Origin of the sequence: Ottowia oryzae (assembly GCF_003008535.1) — a bacterium.
GTDB lineage: Bacteria > Pseudomonadota > Gammaproteobacteria > Burkholderiales > Burkholderiaceae_C > Ottowia > Ottowia oryzae.
In genome coordinates this window covers 2,531,576-2,551,514 of the sequence record NZ_CP027666.1, presented here as the reverse complement: position 1 = coordinate 2,551,514, position 19,939 = coordinate 2,531,576, and the positions used below count along the sequence as shown (strand labels likewise).

At 66.7% G+C, this 19,939-nt stretch carries 21 protein-coding genes and 1 pseudogene; 13 read left to right on the top strand and 9 right to left on the bottom strand.

From position 1 onward, the window contains the following. Window positions 1–12 precede the first annotated feature (12 nt). Window positions 13–765 (top strand): amino acid ABC transporter ATP-binding protein, encoded by a 753-nt coding sequence (locus C6570_RS11660; RefSeq protein WP_106703361.1) that lies wholly within the window; start codon window positions 13–15, stop codon window positions 763–765. 79 nt (window positions 766–844) lie between these two features. On the opposite strand, the gene ygfZ is transcribed toward C6570_RS11660, so the two are convergent. Further along, entirely contained in the window at window positions 845–1,837 is a 993-nt protein-coding gene (ygfZ, locus tag C6570_RS11655) for a CAF17-like 4Fe-4S cluster assembly/insertion protein YgfZ (protein ID WP_106703360.1), read from the bottom strand. Between the two features lie 61 nt (window positions 1,838–1,898). Here ygfZ and mltG point away from each other — a divergent pair, with 61 nt between their 5' ends. From mltG to C6570_RS11600, 11 genes and pseudogenes are all read left to right on the top strand, one after another. Continuing rightward, a complete protein-coding gene (gene mltG / locus C6570_RS11650; RefSeq protein WP_106703359.1) occupies window positions 1,899–2,939 on the top strand; it encodes an endolytic transglycosylase MltG in 1,041 nt (346 codons plus the stop codon). Next, on the top strand, window positions 2,939–3,595 hold the full coding sequence (tmk, locus tag C6570_RS11645) for a dTMP kinase (protein WP_106703358.1): 657 nt from the start codon (window positions 2,939–2,941) through the stop codon (window positions 3,593–3,595). The genes mltG and tmk overlap by 1 nt, the downstream gene beginning before the upstream one ends. After that, window positions 3,592–4,635 (top strand): DNA polymerase III subunit delta', encoded by a 1,044-nt coding sequence (locus C6570_RS11640; protein WP_425437877.1) that lies wholly within the window; start codon window positions 3,592–3,594, stop codon window positions 4,633–4,635. Before tmk ends, C6570_RS11640 begins: the two co-directional genes overlap by 4 nt. 64 nt (window positions 4,636–4,699) lie before the next feature. Continuing rightward, window positions 4,700–5,068, top strand: a complete 369-nt coding sequence (locus C6570_RS11635; RefSeq protein ID WP_106703357.1) for a PilZ domain-containing protein — start codon at window positions 4,700–4,702, stop codon at window positions 5,066–5,068. A gap of 100 nt (window positions 5,069–5,168) precedes the next feature. Then, window positions 5,169–5,975 (top strand): TatD family hydrolase, encoded by an 807-nt coding sequence (locus C6570_RS11630; protein ID WP_106703356.1) that lies wholly within the window; start codon window positions 5,169–5,171, stop codon window positions 5,973–5,975. Then, on the top strand, window positions 5,972–6,688 hold the full coding sequence (locus C6570_RS11625; protein ID WP_106703355.1) for an ankyrin repeat domain-containing protein: 717 nt from the start codon (window positions 5,972–5,974) through the stop codon (window positions 6,686–6,688). The genes C6570_RS11630 and C6570_RS11625 overlap by 4 nt, the downstream gene beginning before the upstream one ends. Before the next feature lie 80 nt (window positions 6,689–6,768). Beyond that, complete coding sequence (locus C6570_RS11620) at window positions 6,769–8,082, top strand: sensor histidine kinase (protein WP_106703354.1); 1,314 nt, start codon at window positions 6,769–6,771, stop codon at window positions 8,080–8,082. Beyond that, window positions 8,067–9,403, top strand: a pseudogene (locus C6570_RS11615) (sigma-54-dependent transcriptional regulator). The gene C6570_RS11620 and the pseudogene C6570_RS11615 overlap by 16 nt, the downstream one beginning before the upstream one ends. 186 nt (window positions 9,404–9,589) lie before the next feature. Further along, a complete protein-coding gene (locus C6570_RS11610) occupies window positions 9,590–10,273 on the top strand; it encodes a hypothetical protein (RefSeq protein ID WP_106703353.1) in 684 nt (227 codons plus the stop codon). Window positions 10,274–10,339: 66 nt separating this feature from the next. Beyond that, on the top strand, window positions 10,340–10,687 hold the full coding sequence (locus tag C6570_RS11605; protein ID WP_106703352.1) for a DMT family protein: 348 nt from the start codon (window positions 10,340–10,342) through the stop codon (window positions 10,685–10,687). A 12-nt stretch (window positions 10,688–10,699) separates the two neighbouring features. Further along, window positions 10,700–11,938, top strand: a complete 1,239-nt coding sequence (locus C6570_RS11600; RefSeq protein ID WP_106703351.1) for an MFS transporter — start codon at window positions 10,700–10,702, stop codon at window positions 11,936–11,938. A gap of 156 nt (window positions 11,939–12,094) precedes the next feature. Here C6570_RS11600 and C6570_RS11595 read toward each other — a convergent pair whose 3' ends face one another. After that, window positions 12,095–13,114: an FHA domain-containing protein gene (locus C6570_RS11595; protein WP_106703350.1), complete on the bottom strand. Its 1,020-nt coding sequence runs from the start codon at window positions 13,112–13,114 to the stop codon at window positions 12,095–12,097. 358 nt (window positions 13,115–13,472) lie between these two features. Between C6570_RS11595 and C6570_RS11590 the strand changes: the two genes are divergently transcribed. Further along, window positions 13,473–13,706 carry a hypothetical protein gene (locus C6570_RS11590; protein WP_123812253.1) on the top strand — a complete coding sequence of 78 codons (234 nt, stop codon included), beginning with the start codon at window positions 13,473–13,475 and terminating at the stop codon, window positions 13,704–13,706. 88 nt (window positions 13,707–13,794) lie between these two features. On the opposite strand, the gene C6570_RS11585 is transcribed toward C6570_RS11590, so the two are convergent. The 7 genes from C6570_RS11585 to C6570_RS11555 form a co-directional block, all read right to left on the bottom strand. Further along, entirely contained in the window at window positions 13,795–14,769 is a 975-nt protein-coding gene (locus C6570_RS11585) for an LD-carboxypeptidase (protein ID WP_106703348.1), read from the bottom strand. A 145-nt stretch (window positions 14,770–14,914) separates the two neighbouring features. Beyond that, a complete protein-coding gene (gene tadA, locus C6570_RS11580) occupies window positions 14,915–16,372 on the bottom strand; it encodes a tRNA adenosine(34) deaminase TadA (RefSeq protein ID WP_106703347.1) in 1,458 nt (485 codons plus the stop codon). Between the two features lie 72 nt (window positions 16,373–16,444). Beyond that, a complete protein-coding gene (locus C6570_RS11575; RefSeq protein WP_106703346.1) occupies window positions 16,445–16,672 on the bottom strand; it encodes a hypothetical protein in 228 nt (75 codons plus the stop codon). Then, window positions 16,672–17,343, bottom strand: a complete 672-nt coding sequence (locus C6570_RS11570; protein ID WP_106703345.1) for an FMN-binding negative transcriptional regulator — start codon at window positions 17,341–17,343, stop codon at window positions 16,672–16,674. Before C6570_RS11570 ends, C6570_RS11575 begins: the two co-directional genes overlap by 1 nt. A gap of 174 nt (window positions 17,344–17,517) precedes the next feature. Then, complete coding sequence (locus C6570_RS11565; protein WP_106703344.1) at window positions 17,518–18,138, bottom strand: 2-hydroxychromene-2-carboxylate isomerase; 621 nt, start codon at window positions 18,136–18,138, stop codon at window positions 17,518–17,520. 175 nt (window positions 18,139–18,313) lie between these two features. Continuing rightward, window positions 18,314–19,072 carry an SDR family oxidoreductase gene (locus tag C6570_RS11560; protein ID WP_106703343.1) on the bottom strand — a complete coding sequence of 253 codons (759 nt, stop codon included), beginning with the start codon at window positions 19,070–19,072 and terminating at the stop codon, window positions 18,314–18,316. Between the two features lie 63 nt (window positions 19,073–19,135). Next, the gene (locus tag C6570_RS11555) at window positions 19,136–19,675 is read right to left on the bottom strand and encodes a GNAT family N-acetyltransferase (RefSeq protein WP_106704661.1); all 540 of its coding nucleotides are present in this window, start codon (window positions 19,673–19,675) and stop codon (window positions 19,136–19,138) included. Between the last annotated feature and the right edge of the window lie 264 nt (window positions 19,676–19,939).

The window sequence follows — 19,939 nt, the reverse complement described above, 5'->3', positions numbered from 1 at the left end:
GCCGCCGCGCCCATGGTCAGCGCCGCGGGCGTGCACAAGCGCTTTGGCGCGCTGCACGTGCTGCGCGGGGTCGACCTGGAGGTGGCGCGCGGCGAAGTGGTGGCGGTGCTGGGTGCGTCAGGCTCGGGCAAATCGACGCTGCTGCGCTGCCTGAACCACCTGGAGACCGTGGACCGCGGCACCATCCGCATCGCCGGCGAAACCCTGGTCGCCGACGACGGGCAGGGCGGGGTGCGCTACCCGGCCGAGGCCGAAGTGCGCCGCGTGTGCCGGCACACCGGCATGGTCTTCCAGCACTTCAACCTGTTTCCGCACCTGACGGTGTTGCAAAACCTGATCGAAGCGCCCGTCACTGTCAAGAAAATGCCGCGCGCCGACGCCGTGGCGCTGGCCGAATCGCTGCTGGGCAAGGTGGGCCTGGCCGACAAGCGCGACGTTTACCCCAACCGCCTGTCGGGCGGGCAAAAGCAGCGCGTGGCCATCGCCCGCGCCCTGGCCATGCAACCCGAGGTGCTGCTGTTCGACGAACCCACCAGCGCACTCGACCCGGAGCTGACCGGCGAAGTGCTGCGCACCATGCGCGAGCTGGCCGCTGAGCACATGACCATGCTGGTCGTCACGCACGAAATGGCGTTTGCACGCGAAGTGGCGCACCGCGTGGTGTTCATGGACGGCGGCCTGATCGTGGAAGACCGCCCGGCGCGCGAGTTCTTCGCCAGCCCGCGGCACGAGCGGGCGCGGGCGTTCTTAGAGCACATGTTGTGATGGGCCGCTGAGCTGGTGCTCAGTTGGCACACCAAGGCGCGTGCCAGCGCTGGGGCCGAGAAATCTTCGGCCGGGCCGCTCAGATGTCCGTCAACAAGGCAAACGGCAGTTGCAAGCCCGCCAACCGGGGGCCATCCGCAGCGCCCACGCGCAGGTCAGCCGCAAGTTCGGCCGACAGTTGCAGCGACACAATCACCGCCGCGCCGCCACCCGGCGCCGGCGCGGCCTGGGCGATCAGGCCCACGGGCTGGTCTGGCGCGCTGGTGTCAAACACTTCCTGGCCGGCTTCGGCCGCGCCCGCCACGTGGGCGACGAAGGCCCGGCGCTTGATGGCGCCGCGAAACTGGCTGCGCGCCACCACTTCCTGGCCGGGGTAGCAGCCTTTCTTGAAGCTCACGCCGTCCACGCTTTCGTAGTTCAGCATCTGCGGCACGAAGGCTTCGACCACCGGCGGCACCACGCGCGCCACGCCTGCGCGCACCTCGGCCCAGCGCCAGTCGGCTTCGGTCAGCACAGGGCCAGCAGGCGCCGCAGCGTCCGTGGGCAGCAGGCACAGGGCGCGGGGCGCGCCATCGGCAGGGGGCAGGGCGATGACCACGGGTTGGGCATCATTTTGGCTGCCGGCGCTGGCTGCACCAGCGCTGGCAGCTATGGATTGCGTAGCACCTTGCAGCAGCGCCTGAGCCGCCTCGCCCATCGCGCCATAGATAGCGAAGTCGCCGCTGGCGTCGCTCAGCTTCACCTTGGCGCGCATCACGAACATGGTCAGGCGCTTGAGCGTGGCCGGCAGCGTGTCGATGCTGGTGACCAGCAGCAATTCGTCCGCGCAGCGCTTGTAGGCGCGAAAGCTGGCCAGCATGCGGCCCTTGGGGTTGCAGAACGCGGCCAGCCGGCTGCTGCCCACGGGCAACAGCACCACGTCTTGCGTCAGCTGGCCCTGCAGGAACTGCGCGGCCTGCTCGCCCTGCGCGCGGATCACGCCCAGGCCGCTGATGCGGGCAACCCCGTTCAGTTGGGCTGCAGTGGTGGCGCTGGGGTCGGAAAAAGTGGGGGTGGCGGGGTCGAGGGACATGCCTGAATTATCATGGCCGACCCTTTTCCTTGGCTGTTGAAGCGCCTTTCGGCGCCCCGTTTTGAGAACCCTTTTCAAACTGTTGATCTGGCTGGCCGTGTTGGCGGCCGGGCTTGCCGGCGGCGCGTGGTGGTGGCTGCAGCAGCCGCTGCAGCTGAGCGCGCCGAAGCTCGAAGTGGCGGTGCCCAACGGCGCGTCGCTGCGCACGGCGGCCAATCGGGCGGTGCAAGGCGGCGTCAAGCTGCCGGCCGACGTGCTGTATGCGTACTTTCGGCTGAAAGGCGCCGAGCAAACCATCAAACCCGGCGACTACGAGATCACCCAAGGGATGACCGCCAATGACCTGCTGGACAAGCTGGTGCGCGGCGACCGCATCGTGCTGACGGTGACGCTGGTCGAGGGCTGGACGTTCAAGCAGGTTCGCGCCGCGCTGGCCAGGGCGGACAACCTCAGGCCCGACACCGAGGGCATGACGGGCGAGCAGATCATGAAGGCCCTGGGCCGGCCCGGCGTGTCGCCCGAAGGCCGGTTTTTCCCGGACACGTACAACTACGCCAAGAATTCGGGCGATTTGGCCGTGCTGCGCCAGTCCATGCAGCTGATGGACCGGCGCCTGCAGGCCGCCTGGGACGCGCGCGCGCCCAACCTGCCGCTCAAGAACGCGGATGAGGCGCTGACCCTCGCCAGCATCGTTGAAAAAGAAACCGGGCAGGCCAAGGACCGGCCCGAGATCGCTGGCGTGTTCATCAACCGCTTGCGCATCGGCATGCGCCTGCAGACCGACCCAACGGTGATCTACGGCTTGGGCGACAGCTTTGCGGGCGACCTCAAGCGCAGCCACCTCACGGCCGACACGCCTTTCAACACCTACACCCGCGCCGGGCTGCCGCCCACGCCCATCTCGATGCCGGGCAAGGCTTCGCTGATCGCGGCGGTGCAGCCCGCGCCCACCAAGGCGCTGTACTTTGTGGCGCGCGGCGATGGCAGCAGCCATTTCAGCCCGTCGCTGGACGAGCACAACCGCGCCGTCAACCGCTACCAGCGTGGCGGTGGCGCGGGCGCGGCGGCGCCAGCCGCTGGCGTTGCGGCAGGAGGCAACTGATGGCGGCACCGGGTTTGTTCATCAGCTTTGAAGGCATCGACGGCGCAGGCAAGTCGACCCACATCGACGCACTGGCCGCCGCGTTTCGCGCCGCGGGCCGGCAGGTCACCCTCACGCGCGAGCCCGGCGGTACGCCGCTGGCCGAGAAGATTCGCGCCCTGGCGCTGCACGAGCCCATGGACGCGCTGACCGAGGCGCTGCTGATGTTCGCCGCGCGCCGCGACCACCTGCGCCAGGTGATCGTGCCCGCGCTGGCGCGCGGCGACGTGGTGCTGTGCGACCGCTTTACCGACGCCACCTTCGCCTACCAGGGCGGCGGGCGCGGGTTTGACTGGCAATCGCTATCAATACTAGAGCTGCTGGCGCAGGATGCGCCTGCGCTGGGGGCTGATTTCGTTCAAAAAACCTTGCTGCAGCCGGACCTGACCCTCTGGTTCGACATTCCGCCCGCCGTGGCGGCCGAGCGCCTGGCCGGCGCGCGCGTGCCGGACAGGTTCGAATCGCAGCCCGTGGCGTTCTTCGACGCCGTGCGCGCCGGCTACGCCCGCCGCGCCCAGGCAGAGCCGCAGCGCTTTGCCCGCATCAACGCCGACCAGCCGCGCGAAGCCGTCGCCGACGAAGTGCGCGCCGCGCTGGACGGCCGGGGCTGGCTGTGAGCGCCACCGCAGCCACCGCCGGGCAGGGCGCCCAAGTGGCACCCACGCCGTTGGCCCCGTGGCTGCAGCGCCAGCTGGATGCGCTGCTGGCCCAGCGCGGGCATGCTTGGCTGCTGCAGGGGCCGTCGGGCCTGGGGCAGTTCGAGCTGGGCCTGGCGATGGTGCGCGCCTGGTTGTGTGATGCGCCCACCCCGCACGGTGCCTGCGGCCACTGCGCCAGCTGCCACGCCATCGACGTGCACACGCACAGCGACCTCACCGTGCTGATGCCCGAAACCGAAGCCGTCGCGCGCGGCTGGCCGCTGCCTGACAAGGCGCAGGCCGAAATCGACGACAAGAAGCGCAAGCCCAGCAAGGACATCCGCGTGGATGCCATGCGCGACACGATTGAATTTGCCCAGCGCACCAGCGGCCGTGGACGCGGCAAGGCGGTGCTGATCTACCCGGCCGAGCGCATGAACGCCGTGACCGCCAACGCGCTGCTCAAGACGCTGGAAGAGCCGCCGGGCGACGTGCGCTTCGTGCTGGCCACCGACGCGGCGCAACTGCTGCTGCCCACCATCCGCAGCCGCTGCCTGACCCATACGCTGGCTTGGCCGGGGCGCGACGAAAGCCTGGCCTGGCTGGCGGCGCAAGGCTTAGGCGCGCAAGAGGGCGCTGCGCTGCTGCGCGCGGCAGGCGGGCGCCCCGACGACGCGGTTGCCCTGGCCGAAGCCAAACTCAACGCCAGCCAGTGGGCCGCTCTGCCCAAGGCCATGGCGGCGGGCGACGTGGCTGCCGTGGCGGGTCTGGCCCTGCCCGAAGTCGTAGAGCGACTGCAAAAGCTGTGTCATGACCTCGTCGCCTTGCAGGTAGGCGCGGCGCCGCGTTACTTTGAAGCGGCCGACTTGCCGAGCCGCGCCTTGCCCATGGCCGCGCTGACGCGCTGGTGGGGCGTGCTGACGCAGGAAGCGCGCAGTGCCGAACACAGCTTAAACGCCGGTTTGGCGACAGAATTCCTCGTCAACAGCGCGCGTCAGGCCCTAAACTCGAAGGGCTGAGGCCATCCCCTGCTGGCTTGTTGCCCGGCCTCATTGTTGTACGCCCACGAATCGCCTTGCGCCCATGTCCACCACGCAGAACGCTCCCCTCACGCCGCGCCCCAGCGTCATCCAGCTGGCCATCAAGGAAAAGGCCGCGCTGTACGCCGCCTATATTCCGATGTTCAAAGACGGCGGCATCTTTATCCCTTCTGCGCGCGAACACCGCCTGGGCGACGACGTGTACGTGCTGATCACCCTGCCGGACGATCCGCAGCGCTATCCGGTGGCGGGCAAGGTCGCCTGGATCACCCCGGCGCGCGCCTCGGGCAACCGCACACAGGGCGTGGGCGTGCGCTTTCCCAATGATGAGAAATCGCAGCAGCTGAAGATCAAGATCGAGCAGATTCTGGGCACGGCGCTGGGCTCGGACAGGCCGACGCAAACCATCTGATCGGCGACGGCCGCTCGCCGGGCAGGGCGGCGGCGCGGCCACCACGCTGCGCCGAACCGCGTGATAGCATCAATTTCGCTGTGTTTCAGCCGGTCGCCGCATGTTCACCGATTCCCACTGCCACCTCACTTTTCCTGAACTGGCCGCCGACTTTGCGGCCGTGCGAGCCGCCATGGCTGCGGCCCAGGTCGATCGGGCGCTGTGCATCAGTACCACCATGGAAGAGTTTCCCGGCGTGCAGGCGCTGGCTGCACAGTACGACGGCTTGTGGGCCAGCGCTGGCGTGCACCCCGACAGCGAGGATGTGCACGAACCGACCGAGGATGAACTGGTGGCCGCCGCTGGGCTGCCCAAGGTGGTCGCCATCGGCGAAACCGGGCTCGACTACTACCAAATGCAAGAGCGCAAGGGCGGCCGCACCGTGGCCGACCTGGAATGGCAGCGTGACCGCTTTCGCACCCACATCCGCGCCGCGCGCCGCGCAGGGCTTCCGCTGGTGATTCACACGCGCTCGGCGTCGGACGACACCCTGGCCATCCTGCGGGAGGAGGGCGAGCAAGGTGGTGCAGGCAGCGCGGGCGGGGTGTTCCACTGTTTTGCAGAAACGCGCGATGTGGCACGCGCGGCCCTGGATCTGGGCTTTTATGTGTCGATGTCGGGCATCGTGACCTTCAAGAACGCGCATGAGCTGCACGAAGTGGCCAAGCTGGTGCCCGAAGATCGTCTTCTGATCGAAACCGATTCCCCCTATCTGGCGCCGGTGCCTTTTCGCGGCAAGATCAATACGCCCGCCTACGTGCCGCACGTGGCGGCCCGGGTGGCCGAGTTGCGCGGCGTGAGCGTCGAGCAGATCGCCCGGGCCACCAGCGACAATTTCACCCGTTTGTTCCCGAAAGTGGTCGCATGAAAACGTTTACGACTTCGGCCTTGGCCGTCTGCCTGGCCTTGGCGTCGCATGCCGCGCTGGCCTCGGATGATGCCGCTGGCTTTACCCGCGCTATCAAGCAAGACAACGATTTGGCGATGCGCGGCATGCTCTCGCGCGGGTTTGACCCCAATTCACGCACCGAAAACGGCGCGCCCGGCTTGTTCACGGCCTTGCAGGAAGGCTCCATGAAGGTGGCAGGCATCCTGCTGGATTCGCCCAAGCTGAAAGCCGAAAGCCGCAACGCCGCCGACGAAAGTCCGTTGATGATGGCCGCGCTGAAAGGGCAGCTGGACGTGGTCAAGCGCCTGATCGCTCTGGACGCCGACGTCAACAAGCCAGGTTGGACGCCGCTGCACTACGCTGCCACCAGCGGGCAGACCGAAATCATCCGGGTGCTTCTGGAGAACAACGCGTTTATCGACGCGCAGTCGCCCAACGGCACTACACCCTTGATGATGGCCGCTTCTTACGGCAGTCCTGAAGCGGTCAAGCTGCTGCTGGAATCTGGCGCCGACTTCACCATGCGCAATCAAAAGCAGATGACGGCGATGGATTTCGCGCGGAATGCCTCGCGGCCTGACGCGGTCGAACTGCTGACTCAGGCGGAGCGGTTTCGCGCGCAACAGCCTGCGTCTTCCAGAAGCTCGGCATCGCCTGCCGCGCCAGCCCCCGCCGCCAAAGGGCAGTGGTAAGGCGCGTGCGTTGGGCACGCGCTTGACAGCCTCGCCGGAGAGCTTTTCTGACACTGCAGGCCTCCATCCGGCGCGATCTGCTGGTGCTTTGGCTGGCCATCGCGGCCGTATCTCTGGTGCTGGCTGCGCTGCTGCTGGTATTGATTCGGCAAGGTGCAGGCCCCCAGATCACCCGAGCGACGCACCAGGCGGCCGTCAGCTGCGAAGCCTTGCGTGCGGGTGGCGAGCGCGTGGCGCAAGCCGCGCCCGATAGCTTTGCTTCTACCGCCCAGGCCATTTTGGATCTGGCGCTGCGTGACCAGGCTGGTACCGAGGGTGGCTTTTGGCGCAGCGGCGCCGGTGTCGTGGCCTACGCTTTTCCCACGTACGACGGCACAGGCATCAAGCGCGACCCGCCCAGCGCCGAGCTGGAGCGCATCGGCTCGACCGCCCAACGTGCACTGGACAGCGCCAGCCTGGTAACCGACGTGCGCCCAGGGTTGCGCGAGGCGGTGGTGTTTTCTGCATGCCCGGTCAGCGCGCCGCAGCGCGGTTTGGCGGCATGGACGCTGGTGCGCGTGCCCCTGATCGGCGCGGACGTCATCAACCCTCTGATTCTGGCGGTGAGCCTGCTGCTGTGCACCGTGGTGGTGTCGGGCGCATGGTTGGGCCGCCTGCTGGCGCGCTGGCGCCGCAAGTCCGAAGCGCTGCAACAACAATTGGCGCAGTCGGAAAGACTGGCAACACTGGGGCGCGTGTCGGCCGGCCTCGCGCACGAGATCCGCAACCCGCTGGGCACCATGCGCATGAAGGTCGAGAACGCCATGGTGGCGCCGGCTGAAGTGCGTGAGGCCCGCGTGGTCAGCGCATTGGAATCGGTGCTGGCACAAACGGGCCGGCTGGAGGGGTTGGTGTCCAGCCTGCTTTCGCTTACCCAGCCATTCGCCATCGAACGCCAGCGCCTGAATCTGCAGGCGTTTCTGGAAGAACAAATCAAGACACATGCCCCTGCCGCGGCAGCTGCCGACGTTCAGTTGCGGCTTGCGTTGGCCCCCTCACTGGAGGCCAGCGCACGGCCCCTGGCGTGGTTCGACCCGGTGCAGATGGCGCGCGTGCTGGACAACCTGGTATTGAACGCGCTGGCGCATACGCCCGGTGGCGGCGCCATTGAGCTTGGCGCGGCGCGATCGCCCAGCGGCAAGCTGCTTTTGTGGGTGGCTGATGACGGCAGCGGTGTGCCAGGCGATCTGCGCAGCACCTTGTTTGAGGCGTTTGCCACCGGGCGCACGGGTGGCTCGGGTCTGGGCCTTGCGCTGGTGCGCGAGATAGTGCAGGCGCACGGCGGCCAGATTGCGCTGGCGGAAAGCGCGCGGGGCACTCGCATGGAGATGGAGTTGCCATGGCCCACATCCTGATCGTTGACGACGACGCCGCCTTTCGGGGCAGCCTGGGCGAAACGCTTCAAGATTTGGGGCACACAGTGCTCCAGGCCGCCAGCACGGACGCGGGCTTGCATCGACTGCGCACCGAGCCGGTGGACGTTGCCATCGTCGATCTTCGCATGCCCGGCGAGGATGGCCTGGCCTTCCTGCGCAAGGCCGCAGGTATCTCCAGCGCGCGCCCTGCATCATGCTGACGGCGTACGCCAGCGGCGGTAACACCATCGAAGCCATGCGGCTGGGCGCTTTCGATCACCTGACCAAACCGGTGGGCCGCGCCACATTGGTTCAGGCCTTGCAGCGCGCACTGGACAGCGCACAGGCTTCGGCCGCGCCGACCAGCTTGGGTGAAGCAGCGGCGTCGCAAGACGATACCGAGCTGGTCAGCAGCAGCGAGGCGATGCGGGAGGTGTTCAAGCGCATCGGTATGGCCGCTGCCAGCGACGCCACCGTGCTGGTGCTGGGCGAGACCGGCACGGGCAAAGAGCTGGTCGCCCGTGCCTTGCACCGCGCCAGCCCGCGCGCATCGCGGCCTTTCGTGGCGGTCAATTGCGCTGCCATTCCTGCCGAGTTGATGGAAAGCGAGTTGTTCGGCCACGTGAAAGGCGCTTTCACTGGCGCCACGTCGGATCGGGCAGGGCGCTTTTGCGAGGCCGATGGCGGCACGCTTTTCCTCGATGAGATCGGTGACATGCCCTTGGCCACGCAGGCCAAGATTCTGCGCGTGCTGCAAGAACGCGAGATCACGCCCGTGGGCGGCACGCGGGTGGTGCCGGTGAATGTGCGCATCGTCGCCGCCACCCACCGGGACCTGCCTGAGGCCGTTGCGCAAGGGCGCTTTCGCGAAGACCTGTGGTATCGGCTGCAGGTGGTGCCCCTGGTCTTGCCACCGTTGCGTGAACGCTTGGGCGACGTGCTGCTGCTGGCCGAGCACTTCCTGCGCCGCATGGGTGGCCCGAAGCCCAAGCGCCTGAGCGCGGCGGCGGCGCAAACGCTTGTGGCCCATCGATGGCCCGGCAACGTGCGGGAATTGCGCAACGCGATGGACCGTGCAGCCATCCTTTCTCACGGCAATTTCATCGAGCCGGAGCACATCGGACTGCAGGCACCTACGGCGTCGACGGGCGTGGAGATCGCTTGGGACGGCAGCCTGGCAGATGCGGTTGGCCAAGTTGAGCGAGAGATGATTCGCCGTGCACTGGCACACGCTGGTGACAACCGGGCGGAAGCCGCGCGCAGGCTAGGGCTGTCGCGGCAGCAGCTGTACCGCAAACTGGCTGAATACGGGCTTGGTTGAGCCGTGGCGCAGCGCGTGATTCGGCGCTGCGGCGCATAGGTGTCCGCTTTTGTGACGCGTGGGCGTCCGCAGTCGGACACTTCTCGTTTTGCTAAGAACTTAAGTTCTTGATTTAATTGATGTTTTAGGTGGCATGGGGTTTGCACCTTACTGAGGGCATTCAATGACCTCTCAAGGAGATTCACCATGTCCAGAAACGTCCTGTCCGCCATGGCCCTCGCCGCCGCATTGGTCGGATCCGTCGCCCACGCCGCGCCTCCTGGCCCGGCCCGCGGCGAGCTGCTCCCAACGCCACCACCACCTGCCGCGCCAGCATTGGCCGGCCAAGCGGTAGCCCAGGGCACCGTGCAGCGCATGCTGATCAACCCCTATGGCGAGGTGGATGGGCTCCGCTTGGCCGATGGCACGGTGGTGAAGTTCGCTCCGCATATGGGCGACGCGCTGGCGAACGCCGTCAAGACGGGCGATACCGTGCGCGTTATTGGGCGCCCAGAGGCACGTGGCACCGTCCGCGCCGACGCGATTGTCAACGCTGCCAACGGCCAAACCGTGTACGACCAGCCCCCGCCGCTGGGGGAGGGCCGTCCGCTGCCTCCGCACCTGCGTGCACAAAAGCTTCAGCAACAGCAGGTACAAGGCAAGGTCGACACGGTGCTGACCGGCCCGCGCGGCGAGGCCAATGGCGTGATCCTGACCGACGGCAGCATCGTCCGCTTCCCGCCGGAGAGCCTGCGCCAATCGGTGCAACCGGGTGCACCGTTTGCAGCGTCTGGACTGGGTACGCGCAACGCCGACGGCACGTCGCTGGAAGCCGTGAGCCTGGGCACCAGCCTTTCTGCATTGCAGCCCTTGTACGACGGCGCCCGCTAAGCTGCACCGCCGTCGCCTTGAGCCAAGGGCGGCGGCGCTTCACTCGACCAACGACCTTCCAACACCATGTCTCCCAAACTGCTGCCCATCGTTCTACTTTCGATCTCCAACGTGTTCATGACCTTCGCTTGGTATGGGCATCTCAAGTTCGAGAACAAGCCGTTGTGGATGGTCATTCTGGTGAGCTGGATGATCGCGTTGGCCGAGTACTGCTTTGCCGTGCCAGCGAACCGCTTCGGCCACGAGGTCTACAACGCAGCTGAGCTCAAGACCATGCAGGAAGTCATCACGCTCACCGTATTCGCCTTCTTTTCGGTGTTTTACCTTGGCGAGCGGCTCACCCTGAACCATCTGGTCGGGTTCGGATTCATCGGCTTGGGCGCGTTCTTCGTGTTCAAGGGCCCGCTGCATTAACGAGGCGCCTCGATGGGTAAGCAGACGCTTTCCGGGTCGCAGCGGTGGCTTTGCGGCCTGAACTTCTTCGCTTCCGATGTGCGAGACGGGCTAGGGCCCTTTCTCGGCGTTTTCCTCATGGCGCACGGCTGGCAGGCCGATGGCATCGGCTACGTCATGAGCGCGGCCGGGATCGCCGGCATGCTGGCCACGATGCCGCTGGGCGTGTGGGTCGACGGGTCGCGCTACAAGCGCGCACAGCTGGCTGGCGCGACAGTGCTGCTGATGGTCAGCACCCTGGCGCTGTGGGCGTTTCCTTCGCCGATCGTGACCACCGCGACGCAGGTGCTGGCGGCGGTCGTGGGGGCGCTTTTCGGCCCGGCGATCATGGGGCTGTCGCTGGGTTTGGTCGGTCCTCAGGGCCTGGCGCGGCAGCTGGGACGCAACGAGGCGTGGAACCACGCCGGAAACCTGACGGCGGCCGCCTTGGCAGGCGCTGCAGGCTACCGCTGGGGATTGCCGGCGGTATTCGTCTTGATGATGCTGATGGGCGTCGGCGCACTGTTCTGCGTGTGGCGAATCCGTGATCAGGACATTGACCACGACATGGCACGCGGTATGGGGCCGACTGAGGCAACTGATCAGACCGATGAGCCCGCCCAACCCCGATCAATATGGCGCGTGCTCACCGGTTCGCGCGATTTGCGCATGCTGGCCATCACCATGATGCTGTTCCACCTGGGCAACGCCGCGATGCTGCCTCTGCTGGGCCAGGCCGTGGTGGCGCGGAGCCGGGCAGACCCGAGCGCCTTCACCGCGGCCACCATCGTCGTGGCGCAACTGGTGATGATTCCCGTCGCCTTGTTGGCCGGGCGCTATGCCGAGCGGCACGGCTACGGTTGGCTGGTGACGGTAGCGCTCGCGGCACTGCCGCTACGCGGAGCCGTCGCTGCGCTGTGGCCGTCGCCGTGGGCGGTCATTCCGGTGCAGGTGCTGGATGGCGTGGGCGCCGGCTTGCTCGGCGTGGCGTTGCCTGGTCTGGTCGAACGTTCCATGCGCGGCAGTGGGCACGTGAATGCGGGGCTGGGCGCGGTGATGACCATCCAGGGCATCGGCGCATCGTTAAGCCCAGCCTTGGGCGGATGGGTTGCGCATCGCTTCGGTTACGGTACCGCGTTTGGGTTGCTGGGCGCTGCGTCTGCCTCGGCTTTGGTTGTCTTCGTTCTGGCAAAAATGGCGGCGCCATCGCGGGGCGCTACGGCGGCAGCTTGAGTGTTGCAATCTCTGGAGCTGTTGGTTGCCGATGATGTCTAGTCAGAGGTGCCTGAAGAGGCCCAAGAGAGGCTCAAGAGACCCGCAACAATGACTTTATACGATGTGTATTATGTTAATAGTAAGATGGATGCGCTAAGAGGTCGAGCCCTGAAGTTAGGCAGCGTGCCGCGCCGTGGCCGCTGGCGACGAAGCGCCCTTCGCCAGCGAGACGACCCGGAATGCGGCAACCGGCGCGCTGAAATCGTCAAAGCCGGAGCCCAGCGAGATCTCGCCCGCACCGTACAACAAACACTCATTGCGTCGCAACGCAATGTCAGTGGCCGGATTGTCAGAAAAGCGCACCCAGGTACCAAAGCTGCTGAGGTCGGTCACGACCACCGAATTGCTGACTTGCTCGATGCGCGCATGAACGCGCGAAACGCGCTGGTCGCCTACGACAAAGTCACAGTCGGGAATGCGGCCGATGGTCAGAGGCCCGCTACCCAAGACAAAGGTCTTGCTAAAGCCAAGCCACGCGAGCGCGATCTCGGTTTGGGGCTGATCCTCCGCCTGGGCGTTGCTGCCTTCCGACTGCAGCAAGGCTTGAACCGTCATCAAGTCGGTGGTGACGTCCTCAGACCACTCGATCTGAAAAACCGACTGGGGCTGTGCCAAACCACGCACCGGAACAACGCCCAACGCGCGGTAGCGAATGCCGTCCAGTCCAGAGACATGGGCATCCTGCGGGCCGAGTGGCCCCGACGAGGTGCGCGCATTGAGGGTGGAGATGACGGACTCGGATGTCCAGATGCCGTGCTCGCCCGCCATGTCCGACAGGCGTGACGCCAAATTGACCGCATCGCCATACGCGTCACCGGCCATTTCGATGACCGCGCCCGTGGCAATACCTATCTTGAGACCCATGCGCAGAGGCTCGGGCCACTTGCGCAGGCGTTCGGTGTGGTTCTGCTGGAGAAAAACCGCCGCTTGGATGGCTTTGCCCCCGTCCTTGAACTGGGCAAGAACGCCGTCGCCGAGAAACTTGACGGTCCGGCCGTCATGCGCTTCAACAACCCTGTGAATCCATTGAGTCACCTTGGTAACGACATCCGCGACCTGCGCATTGTCAAGGGCCTCGAAGGTAGATGTGCTGCCCGCGAGATCCACAAACACCATGGTTTGGGCCAAATTCATAGCTACCTCGGTAGAACACGCGCTGCGAGGATACAACCGCCTTGTGGGCTGCTGCGCATTGACCTCAACGGGATCCCCCCTCCTCCTTGTTCTTTGCCTAATCGCAATTATTTACCGGTTACTGCATTTGAATACCGACGCGTGAGGCGGTATGTGGCACTTATGCCACGAATGACTCTATGCAGTAAACCGAAATGATCTATGATGGTTCGTAACCAAATTCATCTTTCCTGTCTTCTGGTTACCCGTTATGCGTAGGACTGCAACCAATGTTTTATCTGGGCTGGTCGCGCGATGGTCGGGCCACAAGCCCGATCCGGAACGTGTGGCGCACCGGCTGGAAGACATCCGCGTGGCCATGCTGGACATGCTGGGCGAAGAAGGCGCCAAGCGCCACCCGCAAGTGGCGCGCCGCATTCGCTTCGGCGGTGACGCGCAGGCGCTTTGGTATGCCCGTGCAGACCTGATGGCGGCGCTGGCCAGCGAGTCCGGCGAGCGCTCTGCCCGCGCGCGAACCGAGAGCCTTTCGGTACTTTTCGACGGAATGCTGCCCAAAGGTTTGATGTCGCGACCCACCACCCTGCGCTCCTGAATTACGGGGCGCCACCGCGGCGCCGACCAATCCAGCGCCCTCGCCCCCATAGGCACCGGCTGCCCGACGCGCGCCGGCTTGGCGCACCTCAGTGCGCGTGACCCCACAGCAGCATCGCGTCGCCCTCTTCCACCAGCAGATCCACCTTGCGCCCCACGGGCAGCAGCACTTTGGTAGGCACATGGCCGAAAGGCAGGCCGGTCAGCACGGGCACTTTCTTCAATTCGCTGCGCAGCCGCTCGATGACCTTGGCCAGGCTGAAACCCTTGTCGTGCGGGCCCAGCTTGTATTCGGTGAACTGGCCAAAGACGATGGCTTTTTGCTGCGCCAGCACACCGGCTTGCAGCAGCTGCAGCAGCATGCGCTCGATGCGGTAGGGGTGCTCGCCCACGTCTTCGAGGAAAAGCACGCCGCCTTCTACCTCGGGCCACCAGGGCGTGCCCAGCAGTGAGGTGACCATTGCCAGGTTGCCGCCCCACAGCGTGGCGCCGTGCGCCAGGTGGCCGTCGCGGCGCTTGGCCAGCAGGTCTCGGTCGGCCTTGGGCAGGCGCCAGCCGGTGCCCTCGCCGATGCCGCTGACCATGTCGTCAAAGCAGGCCAGCATGATGTCGTCCGGCTGGCCTGAGGATGGGCCGCCATGGCCGTCGGCGCGGTCGCCAGAATCGGCGGCGCCAAAGCCTTCGCACAGTGCCGGTCCGGCCCAGGTGGGCGTGCCCGTCTTGGCCAACAGTGCCAGTTGCAAGGCCGTGAAATCGCTGATGCCGACAAAGCGCGTGCCCTTGCCCACGGCGCGCTGCAGCGCCTTGTAGGGCAGCTTGGGCAGCAGGCGGCTGATGCCGTAGCCGCCGCGTGTGGTCAGCGCCACGTCCGCCCCGCTGGCGGCCGCGCGGCCGATGGCGGCCAGGCGGGTGGCGTCGTCGCCGGCAAAGCGCTCGAAGCTGGCCAGCGCGTCTGCGTCGATCTCCACCTCATGCCCCATTGCTTGCAGGCGCTTCACGCCGCGGCGGAAGGCAGCGCGGTCGCGCACCGCGCCGGAAGGGGAATACACGTAGATGTGTGCCATGGTCGCTTTCTGAGTTCTGTGTGCCAAATTGCCCGCCAGCGCTTGATGCACCTGCGCCAGCAGCTATCAAATTTGTAGATATTCTAGCCTGATGGTGCCAGCAGCCACCTCAGGCGCTGCCGCCTCTGGCGGACCGGGAAGGCCATCAAACGTCGGCAAAATGCGCCAGCGCGCGCTGCGCCAGCACGGCCCCGGCTTGGGGCACGAAGTGGCCAATGTCGGGCAAAACCCAGGGCGGCGGGCAGCCGCGCAGGTCGGCGTGCAGTGCGCGCATCACAGGCTCGCCCAGCACCGGGTCTTGCGCGCCGATGGCCATGAGGCTGCGGCCTGCCCAATCGTTACGCCAAAAATCACGCGCCTGGCGGGCGATGGGCGCGCCGTCAGCCTCTGCCGACTCGGCCACCATGCCCGGAAAGGCGCGGGTGGCGGCGCGGTGGCCTGCGTCTGGAAACGGCGCCGCATACGCCGCGCATTCGGCCAGCGTGAGCGGCGGGTGGCTGCGCGCCATCAGCCGCGCGATGTCGTAGGCGGGCTTTTGGCGGCCCACCTTGCGCCAGTCCAGAAAGGCGGGCGGCAGCGGCGCGTCGCCCGTGGGCAGCAGCGTATTCATGGCCAGCAGGCCAGCGTAGCGGTGGGGCGCGGCCAGGGGCAGCGTCAGCCCCAGCGCGCCGCCCCAGCCGTGCACCACCAGGATCACGCGGCGCAAATCCAGCCGCTCGACCAGCTCCAGCAGCACCTGGCGGTGCCACGTGAAGCTGTGCGCGCCCTCTTTCTTAGGCTTGTCGCTTCGGCCAAAGCCGATCAAGTCGGGCGCGATCACGCGGTCGCCGGCCGCCAGCCAAACCGGGATCTGGTGACGGTACAGGTAGCTCCAGCTCGGGTTGCCGTGCAGGCACAGCCAGGTGCGCTGGGCTGGGCGCGCTTCACCTGCCCCCGCGCCCTGCCCTTCGTCAATGCGCGCGGCGCCCTCATCAAGGTAGTGCATCCGCAGGCCGCCCAGCGCAGGCAGGTCGCTGCTGTAATTTGGCGCCCATGGGTAATCCGGCAGCTTGGCAAAGCGCGATTCGGGCGTGCGCAGCGCGTCTTCGCGCAGCGGCGCGGTGTTGACGCGGCGCGGCTGGAAAAAGCTGCGCAGCAGCGCCGCGCATTCGCCCGCCAGCACGCCGCCTTGCACTTGCGTCTGGTGGTTCAGGCGCGGGTCGGCAAACGGGTTCGCCACCGACCCGGCGGCGCCGGTCTTGGCATCGGCCGCGCCGTAGACCACGCGGGCCAGTCGCGCGTGCAGCATGGCGCCCGCGCACATGGTGCACGGCTCCAGCGTGACGTACAGCGTGCAGCCGTCCAGCCGGTAGTTGCCCAGCGCGGCCGCACCGGCGCGCAGAGCGGCGATTTCGGCGTGGGCCGTGGGGTCGTGCCCAGCGATGGGCGCGTTGCGGCCGGTGGCGATCACCTGGCCGCCCCGCACCAGCACGGCGCCCACCGGCACTTCGCCCGCCGCAGCGGCCAAGCGGGCCTGCTCGATCGCCAGGCGCATGAAGTGCGCGTCGTCGACAGCGACGCCCTGGCTGGGGTCGATTACGGGGCATTTTGCTTCGGAATTCATAGCTGCTGCCGCTGGTGGCACGGGCGCTGAAGGCCGATTAGGCTTGTCACCCTGCCGACTGCGCTTGCGCGCTCACTTGGCGTCGTCCAACTCAGGGCGCGGCTGGTTCACCGCGTCTTCCAGCGCTTTCTTGTACTGCTGCTGGATTTGCTGGCTTTGCTCACGCCCGTTGCCTTGCGGGGCCGAAGCGGGCACGCCGATGACGTTGGTGGGCGCGTGAATGACCGCGGTTTGCCGGCTGGCCAGCAGGCCGACGATGAGCAGCACGATCACCAGTGCCAACAGACTCAGGCCTCGCATCAGATTTCTCCTTGGGGTGTGGCGGTAGCTACGTCGTTGGCCGGGGCCATCTGCAGGCGTTGCATCCAGGCGGCCAGCGCCTGTTCATCGGGCGTGCCTGCGGCGTACTGCGCGTGCATGGCCGCGTGCGCTTCTTTGCGGTGCTGGTTCAACTTGAGCTTGCACTGCCAGTCGGTCACCGTCAGCTCAAACGCGGCAATGCCTTGCAGCAGCTTGCCCGCCAGCGCTGGGTCCATGGCGCGCCACTGCGCGGCGTAGGCCGGCTCGTGGTCGCCGATCAGGCTTTTGAGCAGCGCGTCTTTGCCCGCGGCGTCGTCCGCGTCCAGCAGGCGGGCGCTGACGGTGGCGTGCACGGCCAAGTAGCTCCAGGTGGGCACGCGCGCCAGGTCGGGGTACACGCTGGGCGACATATACGCGTGCGGCCCCAGGAAGGTGACCACCGCGCGCGGGCGCGCCTGTAGGTGCCGCCACTGCGGGTTGGGCCGCGCCACATGACCCAGCAGGACGAAGTCGCCCGTGTCGGCGCCCTGCTCTTGCACGTGCAGCGGCAAGTGGGTGACGAAAGGCAAGCCGTCGTCTTCGGTGGTGATCAGGCTGGCGAAGGGGTGTTCGCGCATCAGCCGCGCCGCGTGGGCGGGTTGGCGGCTGGCGAAGTACGGGGGCAGATACATGGTGGCTGCGCGGCGCCGGTCAGGTGGCGTGGCTGGGGCGATTTTGGCGCAAGCGCCCTCGCCCGCGTGCAGCGCACGCCGTTTGCTATTTATGTGATAGCTGCCAGCGCTGGTGGCGCCTGCGCCAGACGGCGATTTGACCGCCCATCGCTGCCGCGCTGGGCAGCGGCCCGATCAGGACGAGGTGAGCGCGTCGCGCACCCAATCCAGCCGGTCTTGCCCCCAGAAGATCTCGCCGCCGACGAAGATGGTGGGCGCGCCGAACACGCCGCGCTCCACCGCCACATCGGTGACCGATTTCAGCCGGGCCTTGACCTGCGGGTCTTCGATCAGGCCCTGGATCAGCTCGGGCGAATACCCGGCCTTGGCCAGCGTGGCGCCGGCGATGGCCGGGTCATTGAAGTTCAGCGCATGCACCCAAAGCGCCTCGAACACGGTGTGCGTGAAGGGCAGAAAGCGGTCGGGGTGATGCATCTGCATGCCGGTGATGGCGCGCATCAGCGGCAGCGTGTTGATCGGGAAATGCGGGTTGCGCTGCAGCGGCACGTTGTAGCGGCGCGCGTAACGCTCCAGATCGCGGAAGGTGTAGTCGCCCTTGGCGGGCACGGCGGCAGGCGACGCATTACCCGTGGCCTGAAACACGCCGCCCAGCAGCATGGGCTGGTAGACGACGCTGGCGCCGGTGTCGCGCTGGATGGATTCCAGCTGCGTCCAGGCCAGGTACGACGCGGGGCTGCCCACGTCAAAGAAGAATTCCACCTGGCGGTCGCTGTCGACGGGGGGGATGTGGCTCATGGTCTGCGTTCCTGGTTGATGAAGTGGGGATTGGGCGCGATTCAGGTTGAATCGGGTTACAGATCAAATGGGGTTCCAGCCCCCGCGCCACCTGCGCAAGCAGCTATGGCTTAAATAGCAAAAGGCGGTACTGGCTGGATGTTGGTTGTGGGGCGACCGCGTGGGCCGGGGGCGCCTACCAAGTCTCCATATAGGGGCGCAAGTCCAGCTCGAAAGTCCAGGCGTCGCGCGGCTGCTGGTGCAAATACCAGTAGTTCTCGGCGATGTGATCGGGGTTGAGGATGCCGTCCTGGTCCTTGAGCGCATAGCGCTCGGGGAACTGCGTGCGGATGAATTCGGTGTCGATGGCGCCATCCACCACCACGTGGCCCACATGGATGCCGCGCGGCCCCAGCTCGCGCGCCATGCTTTGCGCCAGCGCGCGCAGCGCGTGCTTGGCCCCGGCGAAGGCGGCAAACCCCGCCGCCCCGCGCGTACCGGCCGTGGCGCCAGTGAACAAAATCGTGCCGCGCCCGCGCTGCACCTGGCGTTTGGCCACTTCGCGCGCGTTCAGGAATCCGCTGAAGCAGGCCATTTCCCAGATCTTGAAGTACTTGCGCGCCGTCTCTTCCAGGATGCTGCAAGGCACGTTGGCGCCGATGTTGAACACCAGCACCTCGATGGGGCCCACTTCGCGCTCGATCTGCTCGATCAGCGCCACCACGTCTTCTTCCTTGCGGGCGTCGCTGGCAAAGCCGCGCGCTTGCCCGCCGGCGGTGGTGATTTCGTCGACCAGCGGCTGCAGCTTGTCGGCCGAGCGCCGCGTGACGCAGGCCATGTAGCCCTCGCGTGCGAAACGTTTGGCAATGGCGCCACCGGTGGCGTCGCCCGCGCCGATGATCAAGGCAACGCGTGCAGCGGGCGGCACTGGCGAGGTGAAGGGGGTATCGGTCATGGCAGCCATTGTGGCGCAGCCGCGCGGGGTGCTGGCGCGCCTCAGCGACGTGGCCGGTCTGATTCAGCTCGCCTGCTGGCGCTGCCATTCGTGGTGCAGCAAGGCGTACTGCAAGGTGTTTTCGTAGATGGGTGCGCCCGCCTCGTCGTTCTTGAACGACACGAATTCCTTGAAGGCGCCTTCCTGGCGCATGCCCAGCCGCTCGCACAGCTTTTGCGACGAGGTGTTCGTGTCCTCTACGTACGCATACAGGCGGCGTGCCGCGCGGCGGGTGAAAAGATCGGCAAAAAGCGCCGACGCGGCCTCGTGCGCGTAGCCGCGGCCCGCGAACTGCGGGTTGAAGTTCCAGCCGACCGAGAAGGTGTCACCCTCGGGCTCGGCAAACAGGTCGCCGATGAGCTGGCCGGTCGAGCGCAGGCACACGGCGATGCTTTTGTCGTCCGCGCCGCGCTCGGCCACCATACGGGCCGCATCGTTCAGATCGGCCAGCGTCAGCGACAGGAAGCAGCTGGCGATGGGCGCTTGCAGGTAGGCGAAAAGACCCGCAGCGTCTTGCGGCGCAAAGCGCCTGAGCACAAGGCGTTCGGTTTCGATGGTGTTCATGGGTTTCAGGGGTGCAAAGCGTTCAAGCACCGTAGGCAGATCCAACAGTTTGTTGCGAATACTGTAGCGCCTGCCGCAAGAGCGGCGCGCGCCAGCGGCAGATTCGACGCGGTACGGCGCCAGCCAGACCGATTGCCCGACCACCCATCTGCGCGATAGCGCCCGCGCCACGACGGGCTTGCCCAGGTAGCGCAAAATCCACGCTGGTGACCTCTTAGAGGGCACGGGTATGAGACGGCCGCAGCGCGGCGCCATGGGGTTGAC